We start from the raw sequence: 20,493 nt of genomic DNA on the forward strand, positions 1-20,493 counted from the left end.
AACCGCTTTCTTTGGAATTGTTGGGGACTGGCTTTGATTTATTAGTTGAAAAATATAAAACTAGGAGAGTATCAGATGTTAGCGAAGAAAATAAACTTACCGTGCCTGTCCCATTTGTGATGGAGGTAGAACTTGGTATAATCGCTTACTTAGTTGAGGTAGTTCTTTGGAAATTGACAATGAACAAAGGACAATTGACAATAATGGAGGAAACTGGATTACCAGTTTCTTTTGAATTAGAAGGAGTAAATTCTAGGTTCGAGAGATTAAACTAAACAAAAGCTAAAATCCAGTTTTACAGCCGTAACAAGAAGGATAGGTTAATTTAGTTGTACCACCATAAAAACTTTAGTACTCAATAAAAAGGCTAGATAAAATAAATTACCAAATAAAGAACCAGTACTTGAGCTGCAAAGCAGCGTACCTGTCAGGTACTGGTTCTTTGCTTATCTTGTTATGGGAATACAGCAATTGTGGAATCTAGAGTTTAAACGAAGAAAATATCTATAAATGAACCTGTCCCACTTGTGATGGAGCTAATACTGTAAGGATTTGATTGTTTAGGTGTATTGCTAAAATTGGTGATGGGGACCGACTTCGAGTACTATTGGAGAGAAACTAAAATCAACAAAAGTATCTAGCCCAAAGAATAGCAAAGTAGCCAACTACGCGTCTGTCCCTCTTGTGATGGAGGTAGAACTTGGAGGACGTGATTGGTTAGTTGAGGTAGTTCTTTGGAAATTGACAATGGACAAAGGACAATTGACAATGATGGAGGAAACTGGATTACCAGTTTCTTTTGAATTTAAGGAAGCAAAATCTGAGTTTGAGAAATAAAACAAACAAAAGCTATATTCAAAGTTTACAGCCGTAACAAGAAGGACAGGTTCATTTAGTTGTACCACCATAAAAAACTTTAGTACTCAATAAAACAGGCTAGATAAAAATAAATTACCGAGCAAAGAACCAGTACTTGAGCTGCAAAGCAGCGTACCTGTTAGGTACTGGTTCTTTGCTTGTTTTATTATGGGAATATAGTAATTGTGGAATCTAGAGTTTAAACGAAGAAAGTAGCTACAAATGAACCTGTCCCACTTGTGATGGAGCTAATACTGTAAGAAATTGATTATTTAGAGGTGTTGCTAAAACTGAATAATGGGGACCGACTTTGAGTAGTATTGGAAAAAAACTAAAATCAACAAAAGCATCTATACCAAAGAATAGTAAAGTAGCCAATTACGCGTCTGTCCCTCTTGTGATGGAGCTAAGACCATAATTTATTGCTTACTTAGATTTTGTTAGTAAAACTAGATTCAAAAATACGTTGAGAATTACTAGGAACGAAGTGAGTAGTAATAACCACAACTTTTAACTTTTCACTCTTAACTCTTAACTGAAAATATATAATATTTTCAAAATATACAGCCGTAACAAGGAGGACAGGTTCATTTAATTGTGCCACCATAAAAAACCCTAGTACTCAATAAAGAGGATAGATAAAAATAAATTACCGAACAAAGAACCAGTACTTGAGCTGCAAAGCAGCGTACCTGTCAGGTACTGGTTCTTTGCTTATTTTGTTATGGGAATACAGCAATTTTGGAATCTACAGTTAAACGAAGAAAATATCCAAAAATGAACCTGTCCCTCTTGTGATGGAATAAAAACCTTGGATAATTACTTATTTAGAAGTTTTATTTTTGTAGATTTAAAGGTACGTTTAGCATTACTAGGAGCAAAGTGAGTAGTAATAACCACAACTATTAATTATTAACTCTTAACTTTTAATTGAAAATGTGTAACATTTTTATTCACATTGGCATACTATGTATTTTGTTTAGGGGATTTATTAAGTTTCAATTAATAATGTGATATTTCTGTTTAATTTTTTAATTTCATAGTTAAAAAATAGAGAAATGAAATGTTTGCAAAATTTTAAATATTTTAATAAAGAGTTAACTTGTCGAAATATAAGGTAAATAAATGTGAAAACTTACTTATTTTAAATGTTAATTTTAACTAAATTTAATAAAAAAAATAAATCAAAAAAATCTTTCAAAAACATGAAAAAAACTTAAAAAAACAGTGGTAAGGCTCTTAAAATATACAACAACTAAATGTATAATAAGAGAACAGATGGACAAGTTTTTTTATAGAATATTTTTAAGCATAAAAAATATAATAAATATTAAAAATAAATATTAAAAAGTATATTATTTAATAAATATTAAGATAAATATTAAAAATAAATATTAAAAAGTATATTATTTAATAAATATTAAGATAAATATTAAAAATAAATATTAAAAAGTATATTAATTTAATAAATATTAAGATAAATATTAAGATAAATATTAAAAATAAATATTAAAAAGTATATTATTTAATAAATATTAAGATAAATATTAAAAATAAATATTAAAAAGTATATCATTTAATAAATATTAAGATAAATATTAAAAATAAATGTTAAAAAATATATTTAATAAGTATATTATTTAATAAATATTAAAAATAAATTATATATACATAATAAAAAAACTATCATTAATTAAATATACTTATAAAGATAACATTATAAATTATTTACAAAAACAAAATGTATTAATTAAGTTATATTTTAATATTTTGTGAATATATTTAACTTAGACATTAATTAGACATTCAAATAAAATAAAAGAAATTAAATGATATTATCTAGTGTTCAAATCTCAGTATGATTATGGAACATATGTAATACAATTACCTAGATTAAGAATTGTTTGCTTAAAAATGCATGGAGCAGAAAAAACGAAGTACATTAGGTTCGGAAACTTCATAATAATTTGAAGATTGTGAATTGTCATGTGCTTAATTTAATTTGTTAACCAATATGGACAAGCACATTATTTAGGCGGCTTTTATTAAGATAGGATTCAATAAGGAACTTTATAAGCTTTCTTAAAAACTAGGATATGTGTATTAATCTATGTTCTATGTTCTATAAAATGCTGAGATGCATTTAAGAACATTAGACTAATATTAGTTTTACTAAATAGAAAAGGGGAGTAAAAAGAATGAAAAAGAGTTCAAGAGTAGTTTCAACTTTATTACTTGGTGCTACAGTTGCATCTGCAAGCACAGGAGTATTCGCAGTTGAATCAAAAGAAATAATCAAAGAAAAATTAGCTGGAGAAACTAGATTTGAAACAGCAGTAGAAGTTAGTAACAAATTTGGAAAGGCTGACACAGTAGTTTTAGTTAACTATACTGGAATAGCTGACGCATTAGCAGCTACACCACTTGCTAAAATGAAAAACGCTCCAATATTATTAACAGAAGCAGGAAGCTTAACAAAAGCTACATCTGATCAAATAACTAAATTAGGAGCTAAAAAAGTTATAGTTATTGGTGGAGAAACTGCAGTTTCTAAAAACGTTGTTAAACAATTAGAAGAATTAAAATTAGACGTTGAAAGAGTTGCAGGAGAAGACAGATATGCAACATCTGAAGCAGTAGCTAACGAAATGGGAAAAGACGGAAAAGTTGAAAAAGTTGCTGTAGTTAACGGAATAAAAGGATTAGCTGACGCATTATCAGTAGCTGCACCAGCTGCTAAAGAAGGAATGGCTATAGTTTTATCTGATGGAACATCAGTAAGAGCTGGTCAAAAAGTTCTTGATGAAGCTAAAACAAAATATGTTATCGGTGGAGAAACAGTTGTTTCTAAAGAATTAACTGAAAAATTAGGAGCAGAAAGATTAGCTGGAGCTAACAGAAATGCTACTAACGCAGAAGTTTTAAACAAATTCTACGATGCAAAAGAATTAGATAAAGTTTATGTTGCTAAAGATGGAGCAGCTAAAGAAAACCAATTAGTTGACGCATTAGCAGCAGGTCCACTAGCTGGAAAAGAAGGAAATCCACTAGTATTAGCAGGTTCTGAATTAGATAAAGCTCAAGAAGCTTACTTAAAAGACAGAATAGCTAAATCTTTAGTAGAAGTTGGAGAAGGAATCAACCAAAACACAGTTTCTGCTATAGTTAAAGCATTAACAGTTAAAGAAGAAACTCCAAGCGATAAAGCTGAAGTAACAGGCGTTGAAGTATTAAATGCTAACCAAATAGAAGTTAAATTTAGTCAAGTAGTTGATAAAGATAGCGCTGAAGAAGTAGGAAATTATGAAGTAAAATTAGATGAAGCAAAAGAAGGAAAAGATAAAATAATAATTGATAAAGATCATACAGGAAATGCAAAAGCAGAGGTTCAAGCTGATGGAAAAACAGTTGTAGTAACTTTACCTCAAGGTTATGTAAAGGATGAAACAAATGCACCAAAAGCTAACTTTATAAATCAAGAAACTTTAAGAGTTAAAATTGAAAATGTAATGAATGAAAGTAAAAATGAAGTATTTGAAAAATATGAAAATAAAAAAGTTAAATTATTTGATAATACATTACCAGAATTAAAATCAGTTAAACAAGTTGGACCAAAAGATTTCGACTTAGTGTTCTCAGAGCCTGTAACAGCTGATAATACATCATCAATAGCATCAGCTATAAGAATAGATGGTGGAAAATATACTTGTACAGCAAAAACAAGAATTGATAATGATGTTCAAGATAAAAAAATTGCATCAAATGTTATAAGAATATCAACTGGAGCAGAAGTAACTGATGGAGAGCATACATTAACTATAAAAGAAAATAAATTAGTAGACTATGCAAATTTAAAACTTGAAGAAGTTGATACAAAATTTGAAGTTAAGAAAGTTACAGAAGATTTAACAGCTTCAGTTTATAAAACTTCAAATAGTAAAGATGGAAATGGAATAGTAACAATAGACTTTAATAGAGAAGTAGAAAATGCAGAAAGATATGATATAAATGGTAAAGAGCAAAATACTAATGTAGAGTACTATTTAGATTACGAAAATGAAAAATATAAAGCAGATTCAGCAACAATGATAGATGGAAAATTAGTTTTATCTTTTGATAGAGAATTACCATCAGGAGAGCATAAAATTTTAGTTAGATACAATAAAGAAAGTAAGGACAAAGTTCAAGATTTATGGGAAAATGAATTAGCAACAAAAGATATCAAGTTTACAGTTGCTAAAGACACAGTAGCTCCTAAAGCAGAGGTTTCATATAATAAAAATGATGAAACAATAGAAGTTAAATTCAGTAAACCTGTAAATGATGATGATGCTAAAAGAGTAAGCAATTATGAATTGAAGGATTCAGAAGGTAAAATTCAAAATATACCTGTAAAAGAATTAACAACTAAAAAGAATAATAGTTTAGTTTATGTAATACCAGCAAAAAATTTATCAGGTAAATATACTTTAACTATTAAAGACAATAAAATTCACGATACAAGTGTAGAGAAAAACACAGTAAAAGGTGAAACTTTTGAGTTAGATACATTAGATTCAAAGGCTCCAAAGGTAACATCAGTTAAGTTTGGTGGAGAAAATGATACTAATAAGGTTTATATAGAATTTGGTGAAGCTATGAAAACTGATGGTGAAGGTTCTATAACAGATAAAAATCTATACCACCTAATTTATATGGAAGAAGGCAATGATGAAGAAATAAATAAAAATTTAAATGATATTGAAGATGCAACTATTAAATCAGAAGATAATAAATCAGTTATAATTACACTTCCAGAGAATATAGTTGGTAATAAATTAGAAGTTAAAATTGGAAGAGTTTGTGATGCAAATGGAAACTTTGTATCTATAGATGGATTTGAATCTAGTAAAATAGATACAACAGAAGGAAATCAGTTTGCTGCAAAATCAGATAAAAAAATAGAGTTAATAAATGGAAGTCAAATTGATGATGATGACATTTTAAAAGATGATATATATGCAAACAAAATAGACAATAAAACTATAGAGGTTTATGCAAAAGGAACTATAACATCAGTTGTAGCTAATAATATAACTCTTGGAGAAAACAATTGTAAAAAAGTTACAACAAAACCAGTTAATTTAAAAGTTGAGGATGGAGTTTATGTAAAAGCTACAAAATTAACTTTAGAATTTGATAAAGATGTTGTTGATAATAAAAATCTTGAATTTGGTAAGGATACAATAACAACAAACTTAAATACTAATTGTGATGCATTCAATTTTTATGAAGCATATAATAAAAATTTAGAGTTTGGTTCTGAAAATCATGTTATTGAATATGTTGATGATTCAGCAAGAATATTTGTTGATAAAGATAATATGGCTCATAGAATAGAATTCAAAGTTACTTCAAACGTTAAGGAACCAACTATAGACACATTCAAAATAGCAAATGGTTATAAAGTTACAGGAACAGATGCAGTTTATGATGATGAAAAAGATGAAACTTTAATTGTTTTAGAACTAGATGGTAAGAGTGCATGTGTAGCTGAAAATGGAGATGCAGATATAGAAATAGAATTAGTTGGAACATTATATGATTCAGAAAATAATAGAACTACAGATATGGATTCATTCCAACTTAACACAGTTGTTAGAAAAGATTCAGTAGAAAAAGACTTAGCTGTAGCAAGAGCAGCAAAAGAAAAAGCTGAAGGAGAACTAGCAGTAGCAACAACAGCAAAAGAAAAAGCTGAAAAAGATTTAGCTAAAGCAAAAGAAGATAATGATGTAGATGCAGAAGCTGCAGCAACAACAGCAAAAGAAAARGCTGAAGGAGAAATAACTGCAGCAACAACAGCAAAAGAAAAAGCTGAAGGAGAAATAACTGCAGCAACAACAGCAAAAGAAAAAGCTGAAGGAAATCTAGCTAAGGCAACAGCAGCAAAAGACGCAGCTATTAAGTTAATTGAAAATCTTGAAAAAGATTTACAAATATTAAATAAACAATAAATTAATCAAAGTTAACACAATATCCTAGTTAGGTTTACTCCCTAAACGGATAGTAGAATTAAATATAATAAATAGAGAAGAAAGACCAAGCATTTTTGCTTGGCTTTTTTCCTTAAATACTTTTAAGTAATAATTTTGAAAAAATAGTTAACTTTTGAGAAATATATTGAAATATATTTACAAATTAGATAAAATATACTTATGAGGTAAACTTTTAATGGTGGCAAGTTAAAAATTTTTATAAAATTACTTTGCCAACTAAAGAAGTTGCACAATTGACAGTTGACAATGGACAATGGACAATTATGGTTGAAACTGGACTACCAGTTTCTTTGAAATGATAGTGTAATTTGCTTTGCAAATTGTAATGTGATAGAAAACTATGTTTTCATAACAAATTACATTAATTAAACTTTCAGTTTGGTAGAAAGTTATTTAGTTGAGAATTATGGTTGGGAATGGAAAATTTATTTAGGAATTGACAATGCACAATGGACAATTGACAATTGAAAAATTAAGGATTAAGAATTATGAATTAAGAATTCAGGATGAAAGTGGTAACCACTTTCTGAAAATGATTTAAAAAAATACGTTTAGTATTACTAGGAGTATAGCGAATAGTAATAACCACAACTATTAACTATTCACTATTAACTCTTAACTAAAAAAATTTTATAAATTTTAGTTTAAAATATAAGTTTTATTTATGACTTTTATGAGGGAGGATGGTTTGATGAGAAGTTCGAGAGTGATTGCATCAGTACTTTTAGCTACTATGATATCAACATGTAGTAATTTTACTGTTTTGGCTGCTAATAACTCTGATGATGCTATTAGAGATAAGATAGTAAACATCTCAGGTCAAACAAGATATGAGACAGCAGTTGAAGTAAGTAAAGAGTGGGAAAAAGCAGATACAGTAGTTTTAGTTAATGGATATAATATAGTTGATGCTCTTCCAGCATCACCTTATGCATACGAAAATGATGCACCTATATTGTATACAGAAAGCAATAAGTTAACACCTGCAACAAGAAACCAAATTAAAAAGCTTAAGGCAAGTAAAGTTATAATAATTGGTGGTACAGGGGTTATAAGTTCATCTGTTGAAGGTGAGCTTAAATCTATGAGTCTTACTGTAGAACGTATCGGTGGTAACGATAGAATAGAGACAGCTGTGGCTATTGCAAAGAAAATGGGCAAAAAAGATGAAGTAGCTATTGTTAATGGTGTAAATGGCATGGCAGATGCACTGTCTATGGCTGCACCAGCAGCTGTTAATGGCATTCCAATACTTTTAACCAATGAGAGTGGTGACAGCCTAGGAGAAGGTAAAGAAATAGCAGATAGCAGCAAAATGCAGTATATAATTGGTGGAGAAGGGGTTGTAAAATATTCTTTAGAAAATACCCTTCCAAATTCTGAAAGAATAGCAGGATCTGATAGAAATGAAACTAACGGAGAAGTGCTACAGCAGTTCTACGGAAATGGTGAATTTGATAATTTATATTTAACTAAAGATGGAACTAAAAAGGATTCAGATTTAGTTGATGCTTTAACAGTATCACCATTAGCAGCTAAAAATGAAGGCCCTGTTATGATAGTGGGGAAATCACTATCACCTAAACAAGAAAAATTCTTAAAAAATGTTACATCAGAACAAATCACTACAGTTGGTGATGGAATAAATAAATTTAATGTTCTTAGGGTTTTTAAAATATTAGAAGAAAATAGAATTATATCTAATGTAAAACCTATATTCCCAGATTTGGATGATGTAGAAGCTCCAACAATTGAAAGTGTTCAATACGGTGGAGAAGATTTAAATAAAATATTTATAAACTATGATGAGATGATGAGAACTTCTGGTAAAGGTTCTATAACAGATAAAAGTCTTTATGAAATAAACGTAGATGGACAGGGATTTAAATCTGTAAGTAAAATATCAGGAGCTAAAATTTCTAGTAGTATAGGTAGTAGAAAAGTTACTATAACATTACCTCAATCAGTAAGCAAAACTATTACAGGAAGTAATGAAAAAAGTAATTCAGGTAATTTACAATTAAAAGTTGGTAAGGTTAAAAATGCTAAAGGCAAAACGCTAGATACTAGTGCTTTAGATAAATCAATATTAGTTGAAAGAGACGGAAAAATAACTATAAATTCAAGACAACCAGAAGTTATGGATTCTAGAACTATAGATATTTATATAAATGGTGAATTTATAGGTGTTAACAGAGTTGATTTATCTAAGATATATTTTGATTTAAATAATGAAAATATAACAAGTGGAATAATTGGCGATAGCAACAAACCAGAAATCTTAACAGCGTTTACTAGAGGGGTTAGTAGTGATGTATGTAAACTAACTATAATCTTTAAAAATAGAGTTTTTGATGATGAAGGTAAGAGTGCTGTACTAAAAGGTATAGAACTTAAAGAAGGTGCTATAAAAACCAAATTAGGTACACCATGTGATGGAATCAAGGTGGATATAGAAGAAGGTGTAGCACCAGAAAAACCAGATTTACCAATAGGTGATATAGAAACTGAACAAATTCCATTTAAAGATGGTGTCGAAGCAGCAGAAAAAGCTAATTATCAAACAAAATTAAAAAATGGATTAAGTAGATTTGCTATAACATCTAAAATACCTAACTTTACTTCAGAACCAATAGATGTAGGGTTTGGAGAAGATGAAAAATATAAAGATTATACTATAAATGTGGATAATAAAATACCTGAGTTTATAGTGGAAGTTAAGGCTTTCGAAAAAATAATAGACGATTTAAAAGATGAAGAATTACAGGGTCTTTTAAAATATATTAATGGACAAAATGATTTACCAGGTAATATAAAACCAAAAGTAGAAAAGATGTTAATGGGAATAAATAATCCTGTTATTGCTACTATTGACGATAAATCTAAAATAATAAACTTAACTATAATTTCTCCTGTTTGTCCTGTACAAGGAACAATTACTACTGAAATTTTAGTGCAAATGATAAAAGGAGTTGCAGGTTCTGGCAACCCAAATAAAAATGAAATAATGAATAAGCTGAATAGTATGTTAATGAAATCATTAAATGTTATTGGAACTAAGGATGTTCAAAAGGTATTAGGTGAAGGTGTAGATGTATCTTATAATAATGGATTTACACAACCTAAAAACTTAGGTGAAGCACTAGATAATGTTAATAGTAAACAGCTTGAAGTGATTATTGGGAAATTAAAGTTAACTACAGAAGAGTTAGAAACTATTAAAAAGGATAAAAGCCAAATTTCAACTATTATAAAGGGTAAAATAAATAAATTAGATTTAAAAGATATAATTACACTTATAAAAGCTGCGAATAATTGTCCACCGATATTATTCTGTTCAGGAGCAACAAATCCAATAGCAACAGAAGATATATCAACAAAAGCAGAAGGTGGTATTAGGTTTACTTCGGGAACACTTTTCCAACAAACAATAACTGTAGTTGTTGAATTGGATGGTAAAAAAGAGGAAACTCAAGTAGTAGTACCAGGCAAATCAATATCAACAAGTGTAGCATCAGTTGTTAGAAAAACATTAAACAAAAGTGATGCAAACTGGACAAAAAAATATGAAGTAAAAGAAACAAAAAATAAAGATGTAATATTACAAGCAAAGAAACCTGGTAAAACAGGTGATAACCTTAAAGTAACAGTGAAATAAAATTAAATAATTAAGACTTGACTGCTTTAGGTAGAAAAAATTCTATCTGGAAGCAGTCTTTTTTTATGGAAAAAAGAACTGCAATCCAGTTAGGAAATGGACAATTGACATTTGACAATGATGGAGGAAACTGGACTGCCAGTTTCTTTGAATTTAAGGGAGTAAAATCTGAGTTTTAGAGATTAAATTAAATAAAGTTATATTCAAAGTTTACAGCCGTAACAAATTATATAATTGACATTTGACGATGGACAATTGACAATTTAGGCTGAAACTGGAGTGCCAGTTTCTTTGAATTTTTTGAATTTAAGGGAGTAAAATCTGAGTTTAAGATATAAAACAAAGAAAAGCTATATTCAAAATGCACAGCCGTAACAAGAAGGACAGGCGTATCTAAGTATACTTTTCATAAGTTAATTTTCACAGTGAAATCGAAAAGTTATCAATAAAATCTAAAGTAATCAAAGCCGGTCCTAAAATAGCAGCTTTGCTGCGTAGATGTTGGGGACCGACTTCGAGCAGTATTGGAGAGAAACTAAAATCAACAAAAGTATCTAGCCCAAAGAATAGCAAAATAGCCAATTACGCGTCTGTCCCTCTTGTAATGGAGGTAGAACTTTGGGTGATTGCTTACTTAGATTTTTAGATGATTTTTAGAAAGTGACAATGGACAATTTATTTAGGAATTGACATTTGACAATGGACAATTGACAATGATGGAGGAAACTGGACTACCAGTTTCTTTTTAATTTAAAGGAGTAAATTCTAAATATAAGAGATTAAACTAAATAAAGTTAAATTCAAAGTGCACAACCGTAACAAGAAGGACAGGCGTGCCAAAGTATATTTTCCATAAGTTATTTTTACAGTGAAATCGAAAGGTTATCAATAAAACTTAAAGCAATCAAAGCCGGTCCTAAAAAAGTACGTTTAGAATCGTTTTTGTTTATCACAAATAAAGAAAATTATCTAGTAGAGAATAGTAAATTATATGTAATTTTTATACAAACTTTGTAAATATATTTTAAATAATTTTCTTGTATTATTAAAATTTCAAGAACGATATTGACAGTATTTAGAAGAAATGATAATATTCTCAATGAAAACAATATTTGTTAAATTGAGATAATTTAGAAAAATGAAATAATTTATTTTTAAGTTGTAAAAATATAAGAATATATCAGCACACTAAATTATATAATATAAATATCTGAAATTATAAAATATATGATTTGGTGATTGTTTTCAAAATTATGGATTATTTTTGTATAAATTAAAATATTTATGTAGGTTATAATCAAAATTTATAAAAAAAGTTAGAGTTAGATAAATTTTTTACAAATTTTAAGTGAATTGTTATATTTATAGTATGAAAGAAAATTATTTTGAAATTGCAAAAATATTTTGGGGATTATATTTATTTTGTATTTGTATTTTTAAATATTTATAGGATAAAACTTGAAAAAAATATTTAAAATGTAAATAAATCAAGTTACTCGTTTTTTTACTATGAAAAACTTATAAAATTAGGAAATTAAGTTAAATGGTAAGTTGGGGTATTTTTATAAGTTTGAATAGGGGGATTTAAATAAAAGGGGGATTTTAGTTTATGGGAAAAAAATCGAGGGTGATTTCTACATTGTTGATAGGTGCTACACTTTCAACAATGGGACATAGTGTATTTGCAGTTGAGTCTAAGGAAACTATAGAAAGAAAAATGTTGGCTGGAGAAGATAGATATGAAACAGCAGTAAAAGTTAGTAAGCATGGTTGGACTAGTGCTAAAAATGTAGTTTTAGTTAATTCTACAGCTATTTCAGATGCTCTAGCAGCAACACCTTTTGCAAAGCTTAAGGATGCTCCAATTCTTTTAACAACTAGTAAGGCTCTAACAGATTCTACAAAAGATGAGCTTAAGAGACTACAAACAGAAAATGTTTATATAGTTGGCGGTGGCTCAGTTATTTCTAAAGATGTTGTTAAAGAGTTAAATGATATGGGAATAAAGACAGAAAGAATTTTTGGTAGTAATAGAGAAGAAACTGCAATAGCCATAGCAAAAAATATTGATAGCAAAGAAGTAGCTGTGGTAAATGGATATACTGGTCTTGCTGATGCATTGTCTATAGCACCAGTGGCAGCAGATAAGCAAATGCCAATTTTAATTTCTTCTAAAGATGACTTAGGTAAAACTGGAGAATATATAAAGGAAAAGAATATAGAAAGTTCTTATGTTTTAGGTGAAAAAGGAGTTATTTCAGAAGAAGTTGAAAAATCTCTTCCAAAGGCTGAAAGAATAGGTGGGGAAAATAGAAGAGAAACTAATAGTAAGGTTTTAGAAAAGTTCTATAGCGAAAAAGAATTTTCAAACATATATGTTGCAAAAGATGGTAGTAAAGATGTAGGTCAGTTAGTTGATGCACTATCTATCTCAACTGTAGCTGGGAAAGAAAAAAGTCCATTAGTTTTAGTTGGAAAAGATATTAGTGGTGGCCAAAAAACTTATTTAGAAAGTAAAACTGTTAAAACTTTATATGAGGTAGGTAATGGTATAAATGCTAATACTGTTGAAAATATAATTAAAGCTTTAAGTATTAAAGAAGTTACACCAGAGCCAGATCCAGATCCAAATGAGGCAGCTAAAGTTCATTCAGTAAAGGCTATAAATGGTATTCAATTAGAAGTTAAATTTAATAAACCGGTAGACGAGGATAGTGCTACAGATTTATTTAATTATGAGATAAAAGATGAAGATAATAAGGATGTTTTAAATGATAGTAAGAATACTTCTTTAATTGAATTAAAGGAAGATAAGAAAACAGCTATCATAACGTTAAGACAGGGTTATGGAATAAAATATAATCAAGTAGATTTAGATGTGGAAGTTAGTAATGTGTATACTGAGGATAAAAAAGAGAAAGTTGCTGATTTTAAAAGTGAGGTAAGAGTTTTATCTACTGGATTACCAGAACTTTTAGATATTAAGCAAGTGGGACCAAAGGAATATAATTTAACATTCTCAGAACCAGTTACAGCTAAAAATAGCAATGAAATTAGAAATGCTTTAAGAGTTAATAAGGAATATCCATCAAGTATTGAAACAAGAATAGATAATCCTGGTTTAGATGCTAATGTAGTAAGAATGATAACTTCATCTGAATTAAAAGATGGCGAGTATGAGTTGACTATTAAAGATGGAATATATAATTATGGTGGATTTAAGTGTGAAGAAGGAAGTAAAAACTTTACTGTGGTAAAAGATGAAAGCAATATTACTGCTGTAGTAGATAAAGTTAAATCTGATGAGCTTACACTTAAATTTAATAAGAGTTTAGATATAGATACTGTTAAAGATGATAATGTGGAATTTTATTTAGATTATGTAAATAAAGATTATAAACTAAAGGTTAAAAAAGTAGAAGATAATAAAGTAACTCTTAGTTATGGCGGATTCCCTTTAGGTGAGCATAAAATTGTTATTAAATATAAAAATAAGAAAGATGATAAAATAAAAGATTTGTGGGGTAAGGAACTTGAAGAAACTTCTATAAACTATAATCTTCAGGGGGAAACTTCTCCTACTGTAAAAGCTGAATACAATAGATTTAATAAGACTATAGATTTAAAATTTAGCAAGGCAGTTACAGGTGCTGATGATTATGAATCTTATATTTTGACAAATGCTGATGGTGATGAAGAAGACTTAGAGGAAGTTGAAATAAAATGTAAAGACGATGGTAAAAAAGAATACACTATAGATGCATCTGATTTTGAAGGAAAGTATACTTTAGAAATAGTGAAAAATAAAATTAGAGATACTACTGTTGCTAGGGTACCAGTAGAGGAAACGTCCTTAGAAATAGAAGTTGCAGATACCACTGAAGCAGAGGTAAAGATGGTAACTTACGGTGGCGAGCATGGTGACCAAATATTTGTAAGATTTAGTGAAGCTATGAGAACTGAAGGTACAGGTTCAGTGCTAGATAAGAAAAATTATCTTGTAACTTATAATGGAGGAGAACCTAAACAATTAGACGAAATAGATGATGCTGAAATTGATATAAAAGGGGATAATGATTTAGTTCAAATAACATTACCAGATAAAATAGATACAGAGAAAGAAGTAAAAATTCACATTGGTTCAGTAGCAGATGCTAATGGTAAGTTTACTGGATTAGGTGGTATAAGTATTGATACCGTTGGTGATGATAGGATAATTAGTATGCCTGAAATACATTTTATTGAAGGCTTAGACATAGCACAAGAAGGAAAAATATCAGTACTAGATAAAAATACAATAGAATTCTATTTAGACAAGGAAATATCTAATATAACTTTACAAAGTATAGAATTTAAACTAGGTGACGAAGTATTAAATCCAAGTTCATACAAAATAAAAGAAAAGAAATCAAAAAGAAAATTATATAATAGAATAACTTTAAAATTTGATGATGATATATTTAATACTGATGGAACAGTAAATTATGAAAATGATGAAGAAAAAGTTATAAAAGAAGGTGTATTGTCATTTAGAAAAGATGTATTTACAACAGTAAACGAATCATCATCATTAGAAGATATAGAATTTAAATTAAGTGATAATTCAGTTGATAAATTAGTAGATAAATCTGCGCCAATTGTTGAAGAGGCAAATATAATAGAAAATGGAAATAAAATAGAAATAAAATTCTCAGAAAAAGTAAGAATGGATTATGTATCATTAGCTACTTTTGATTTAGGCGATTATGAAATAGATTCTATAGAAAGTAATAGTGAAAATGGTTTAAGTGACACTGTAATATTTACATTAAAAGAACCAGTTGAAGATGATTGTGAAGAGTTTGATATAAAGCAAATGCACCCTATAAGAGATAAATTTAATAATGCAAATACAGACTCAGATACAATAACAGCTGAAAGAAAAAAGTAAAATAATTTAAACTAAATTAACTCCCTAGTTTGGTTTAGTAAAATTAATCTATTATAAATACACATAAAATATATAAATAAGAAATTAGCAAACCCCTAAATAGTTAAAAGTTAAAATTATAAGAATTGAGAGTTAAAAAAAATTGACATTTGACAATGGAGAATTAATTAGGAATTGACATTTGACAATGGAGAATTGACAATTAAAAAATTATAGGAGGAAACTGGACTTTAGTCCAGTTTCTTTGAATTTAAGGGAGTAAATTCTAGGTTTAGGGTATAAAACTAAACAAAACTATAGTTAGGGTTTATAGCCGTAACAAATTATATAATTGACAATGGACGAAGGATAAGTTGAAAAAATTGACAATGGACAATTGACATTTGACAATGTTGGAGGAAACTGGACTGCCAGTTTCTTCGAATTTAAGGGATTAAAGACTAAGTTTATGATATTAAATTAAACAAAGTTAGATTCAAAATGTGTAGCCATAACAAGAAGGACAGGCGTACCTAAGTATGTTTTCCATAAGTTATTTTTTCAGTGAAATCGAAAAGTTATCAATAAAATCTAAAGTAATCAAAGCCGGTCCTAAAATAGTAGCGTTGCTGCGTAGATGTTTGGGACCGACTTTGAGTACTATTGGAGAGAAACTAAAATCAACAAAAGTATCTATCCAAAAGAATAGGAAAGTAGCCAATTACGCGTCTGTCCCTCTTGTGATGGAGGTAGAACTTTGGGGGATTGCTTGCTAAAGAGTTTTACTTTTCTAGATTTAAAAGTGTTTGTATAGATTAAATTTTAAAGTTAAAGGTATAAAACTAACTAAAGCTAGATTCAAAGTTTATAACCGTAACAAGAAGGACAGGCGTATCTAAGTATATTTTCCATAAGTTATTTTCACAGTGAAATCGAAAAGTTATTAGTAAAACCTAAAGCAATCAAAGCCGGTCCTAAAATAGCAGCTTTGCTGCGTAGATGTTTGGGACCGACTTCGAGTACTATTGGAGAGAAACTAAAATCAACAAAAGTATCTATACAAAAGAATAGTAAAGTAGCCAATTACGCGTCTGTCCCTCTTGTGATGGAGGTAGAACTTTGGGGGATTGCGTACTTAAGAATTTTTAATAATTTAAGATGAAATACATATGGCATTTAAATTATGTTGTAATATTTTCAAAGTATAAATTTCTAGCAGTACTTGTATCTTTACTAAAATAATTTAATATTCTATCTGAATCAATTAAATTGAAATAATCTTTCTTTAAGTTTAAATATATTCCTAAACTTGAAAATGGATATTTTTCCGGGGAGTCTTTAAAATTGTATAAAGTTTGGGGATTTTTATGAATATAAAATGATAATTGTATTATATAACTATCATTTTTTACTGGAATGCTAAAAAATCTATTTTTAAACACTCTGCCAATATGATTATATTTATTATTAAAATAATTAGCATAAGAATGATTTATTAGCTTCATAAAAATGGAAATACTAGAATCACATTCGTCTATCAAAAAATGACCATGGTTATCCATAATACAGTAGCAATATATTTTAAAATTAAAATGTTTTTTGTAATATTTTATTATTCTTAAATATTTAATTTTATCATTACTTTCCTTAAATAAAAGAATATCTGATGGAGATTTAATGATTATATGATAAATTTTACTATCAGATCTCTTTCTTGCATATGTAGACATATAAAAAAGCACCTACTTAAAAATATTATTATTTAAATGTTAGACAAAACTATAATATTTAATCAAATTAAATTTAAAAATCATATCGAAGTTTTTTAGCTAAGATTAAAACCTATAAAATTTTATTAATTAAAATGTATACCCGTAACAAGAAGGACAGGCGTACCGAAGTAAATTTTCCATAAGGTGTTTTTTCAGTGAAATCGAAAGATTATCAATAAAATCTAAAGCAATCAAAGCCGGTCCTAAAATAGTAGCTTTGCTGCGTAGATGTTTGGGACCGACTTCAAGTACTATTGGAGAGAAACTAAAATCAACAAAAGTATCTATCCAAAAGAATAGTAAAGTAGCCAATTACGCGTCTGTCCCTCTTGTAATGGAAGTAGAATTTTGAGTGATTAAGTACTTAAGAGTTTTACTTTTCTAGATTTAAAAGTGTTTGTATAGATTAAATTTTAAAGTTAAAGGTATAAAACTAACTAAAACTAGATTCAAAGTTTACAGCCGTAACAAGAAGGACAGGCGTACCAAAGTATGTTTTCCATAAGTTATTTTTACAGTGAAATCGAAAGGGTATCAATAAAATCTAAAGCAATCAAAGCCGGTCCTAAAATAGCAGCTTTGCTGCGTAGATGTTGGGGACCGACTTCGAGTGCTATTGGAGAGAAACTAAAATCAGCAAAAGTATCTAGCCCAAAGAATAGCAAATTAGCCAATTACGCGTCTGTCCCTCTTGTGATGGAAGTAGAACTTTGAGCAATTGCTTACTTAGATTTTGTTATCAGAACTAGGATTAAAAGATACGTTTAGTATTACTAGGAGCAAAGCGAATAGTAATAACCACAACTCTTCACTATTCACTCTTAACTTTTAACTGAAAATATATAATATTTTAAAGCTTGCAGTTGTAACAAGAAGGACAGGTTCATTTAATTGTGCAACCATAAAAAGACTTCAGTACTCAATAAAAAGGCTAGATAAAATAACTTACCAAGCAAAGAACCAGTACTTCAGCTGTAAAGCAGCAGGTCTGTTAATTTACCAAAATCCGAGTTTGAGTGTAAGTTTATATTTAAAATGTAGAGATAGGTGTAATAAAATGTATTTTCTATAATTTATTTTTTATTAAAATAAAGAGTTTAATAATAAAAAATAAAGTAATTCATATGGATACTAGAAAAAATTTACAAAATATCTTCTATACGCTTGAAAAATATTAAATAAATGTTTAAAATTATTATGGAATATTATATATTGGTTCAGGAAGTCATAGGGAAACAAGCTCCAACTTAAATTTATTCAATAACTTTAAAATATTTTTATATAATATGCATGTTGAATTCTAAGTAATTCGGAGCATGTCTCACTATTTTTGGTATCCAAGTTTTGGAATTGATAATTTTAAAAATCAACTTGAATACCTATAAATTAAGAAAGGACTTAATTTTATTATGAAGAGAAAAAAATTGATAGCACTATTAGTTATGGGAATGTTATGTTTTAGCGATATAACCGTTTTAGCAGCTGAAAGCAATAGATTATGTGGCAGAACACGTGTGGAGACAGCTATTGAGGTTTCTAAAGAATTTTATAATAAGAATTCAGATATTACAGGGAATGCGATTTTAGCAGCAGCCTCAGATGAAAATTTAGTAGATTCTTTAGCAGTTTCACCACTAGCATATAAATTAAAAGCTCCAATCTTTTTAAATGACGCTAACAATAGTATAGATGAAGTTACATTAAATGAACTAAAAGGTAGAAATATAAAAAATGTGTACATTTCTACTGGTGAGGGAATAATATCTAAAGAGGCGGAAGAAGAGCTTGTGGCAAATGGAATGAATGTTATAAGACTTGGGGGAGCAACTAGATATGAAACAGCATTAAATATACTAAATAAATATAAAGAATTAGGCGGACAAGCTACAAATGTGTGCTTGGTTTCAGGGAATGGAATAGCAGATGCACTATCAATAGCTCCCATAGCAGCAGAAAATTCTATGCCAATAGTTTTAGCAAAGGATAGTGACAATGTTGCTAGCGAGTTAAAGGAAGTTGTTTACAATGCACAAAAGGTTTATGCAGTAGGTGGGGAGAGTGTATTATCCAACGGGTTGGTAAATGATGTGAAAGGTGAGAGGTTAGCAGGAAAAAATAGATATGCAACTAATATTCAAGTAATTAAGAAATTTTATGGTAGCAGCTTTGAAAATATATATTTTGCTAACGGAAACAATAATCATTTAGTAGATTCTTTAACTGCTTCAGTTTTAGTAGCAGGAAGTAAGGGACCTATAGTTTTACTTGATAATAAGTTAAATAAAGATACAGCAAATGCAATAAATGAGAAAGTTACAGACAATACTAATATGACTTTTTTAGGTGGAGAGGCATTTGTTCCTTCAATTACTATTGATAATATAAAGAATCCTCCAGAAGATAAACCAATAGAGAAACCTAAAGATATGGGACAAGAAGTAGTAAATTATGCTATGAATTATTTAGGAACTCCTTATGTATGGGGTGGAGATAGTCCGGCTGGTTTTGATTGTTCAGGTTTTGCACAATATGTTTATAGACACTTTGGTGTGGAAATAACGAGAACAACATATACTCAAGTAAATCAAGGTAGTTACGTAGCAAGAGAAAATCTAAGACCAGGAGATTTGGTGTTTTTTACTTACTCTGGTGATGGTGAAGCAGAGCATGTAGGAATGTATGTTGGGAATAATTCGTATATACATTGTCCTCAACCTGGAGATGTAGTTAGAGTATCTACAATAGGATATGGGTATATGACTGCAAGAAGAATATTTAATTAGGAAACTGGAGTTTAGATAGTTAAAAGTTAATAGTTAATAGTTAAGGAGGAAACTGGACACTAGTCCAGTTTCTTTTTAATTTAAGGGAGTAAAATTTGAGATTGGGAGATTAAACTAACTGAAGATATATTCAAAGTTCACAGCCATAACAAGAAGGACAGGCGTACCAAAGTATGTTTTCCATAAGTTATTTTTTCAGTGAAATCGAAAGGTTATCAATAAAATCTAAAGCAATCAAAGCCGGTCCTAAAATAGTAGCTTTGCTACGTAGATGTTTGGGACCGACTTCGAGTACTATTGTAGAAAAACTAAAATCAACAAAAATATCTATCCAAAAGAATAGGAAAGTAGCCAATTACGCGTCTGTCCCTCTTGTAATGGAAGTAGAACTTTGAACGATTGCATACTTAGTTGAGATAGGGAGCTTGAAAAATTGACAATGGATAATTGACATTTGACAATGATGGAGGAAAGT

General features: G+C 29.0%; 8 protein-coding genes. 6 read left to right on the forward strand and 2 right to left on the reverse strand.

What is annotated here, in order from left to right:
• Positions 1-11: 11 nt before the first annotated feature.
• Together ACYUE0_RS14960 and ACYUE0_RS14965 are read left to right on the forward strand one after the other, a co-directional pair.
• Positions 12-275, forward strand: a complete 264-nt coding sequence (locus ACYUE0_RS14960) for a hypothetical protein (protein ID WP_460271280.1) — start codon at positions 12-14, stop codon at positions 273-275.
• 409 nt (positions 276-684) lie between these two features.
• Entirely contained in the window at positions 685-837 is a 153-nt protein-coding gene (locus ACYUE0_RS14965; RefSeq protein WP_460271282.1) for a hypothetical protein, read from the forward strand.
• Between the two features lie 237 nt (positions 838-1,074).
• Here ACYUE0_RS14965 and ACYUE0_RS14970 read toward each other — a convergent pair whose 3' ends face one another.
• Positions 1,075-1,236, reverse strand: a complete 162-nt coding sequence (locus tag ACYUE0_RS14970; protein WP_460271284.1) for a hypothetical protein — start codon at positions 1,234-1,236, stop codon at positions 1,075-1,077.
• A gap of 1,820 nt (positions 1,237-3,056) precedes the next feature.
• Here ACYUE0_RS14970 and ACYUE0_RS14975 point away from each other — a divergent pair.
• From ACYUE0_RS14975 to ACYUE0_RS14985, 3 genes are all read left to right on the forward strand, one after another.
• On the forward strand, positions 3,057-6,854 hold the full coding sequence (locus ACYUE0_RS14975) for a cell wall-binding repeat-containing protein (protein WP_460271286.1): 3,798 nt from the start codon (positions 3,057-3,059) through the stop codon (positions 6,852-6,854).
• A 733-nt stretch (positions 6,855-7,587) separates the two neighbouring features.
• Entirely contained in the window at positions 7,588-10,554 is a 2,967-nt protein-coding gene (locus ACYUE0_RS14980) for a cell wall-binding repeat-containing protein (RefSeq protein WP_460271288.1), read from the forward strand.
• A 1,609-nt stretch (positions 10,555-12,163) separates the two neighbouring features.
• The gene (locus tag ACYUE0_RS14985; protein ID WP_460271290.1) at positions 12,164-15,484 is read left to right on the forward strand and encodes a cell wall-binding repeat-containing protein; all 3,321 of its coding nucleotides are present in this window, start codon (positions 12,164-12,166) and stop codon (positions 15,482-15,484) included.
• A gap of 1,160 nt (positions 15,485-16,644) precedes the next feature.
• Here the strand turns inward: ACYUE0_RS14985 and ACYUE0_RS14990 are convergent.
• Positions 16,645-17,193, reverse strand: a complete 549-nt coding sequence (locus ACYUE0_RS14990) for a transposase (RefSeq protein WP_460271292.1) — start codon at positions 17,191-17,193, stop codon at positions 16,645-16,647.
• 1,451 nt (positions 17,194-18,644) lie between these two features.
• Here ACYUE0_RS14990 and ACYUE0_RS14995 point away from each other — a divergent pair.
• Complete coding sequence (locus tag ACYUE0_RS14995; RefSeq protein WP_460271294.1) at positions 18,645-20,018, forward strand: cell wall-binding repeat-containing protein; 1,374 nt, start codon at positions 18,645-18,647, stop codon at positions 20,016-20,018.
• Positions 20,019-20,493: the final 475 nt, after the last annotated feature.

The sequence above is a fragment of the Clostridium sp. CTA-19 genome, from assembly GCF_054767855.1.

Excerpts from the sequence above, each read along its gene's own strand:
- ACYUE0_RS14985 (WP_460271290.1), top strand. The coding sequence starts at position 12,164 with ATGGGAAAAAAATCGAGGGTGATTTCTACATTGTTGATAGGTGCTACA.
- ACYUE0_RS14990 (WP_460271292.1), bottom strand. The coding sequence starts at position 17,193 with ATGTCTACATATGCAAGAAAGAGATCTGATAGTAAAATTTATCATATA.
- ACYUE0_RS14995 (WP_460271294.1), top strand. The coding sequence starts at position 18,645 with ATGAAGAGAAAAAAATTGATAGCACTATTAGTTATGGGAATGTTATGT.
- ACYUE0_RS14980 (WP_460271288.1), top strand. The coding sequence starts at position 7,588 with ATGAGAAGTTCGAGAGTGATTGCATCAGTACTTTTAGCTACTATGATA.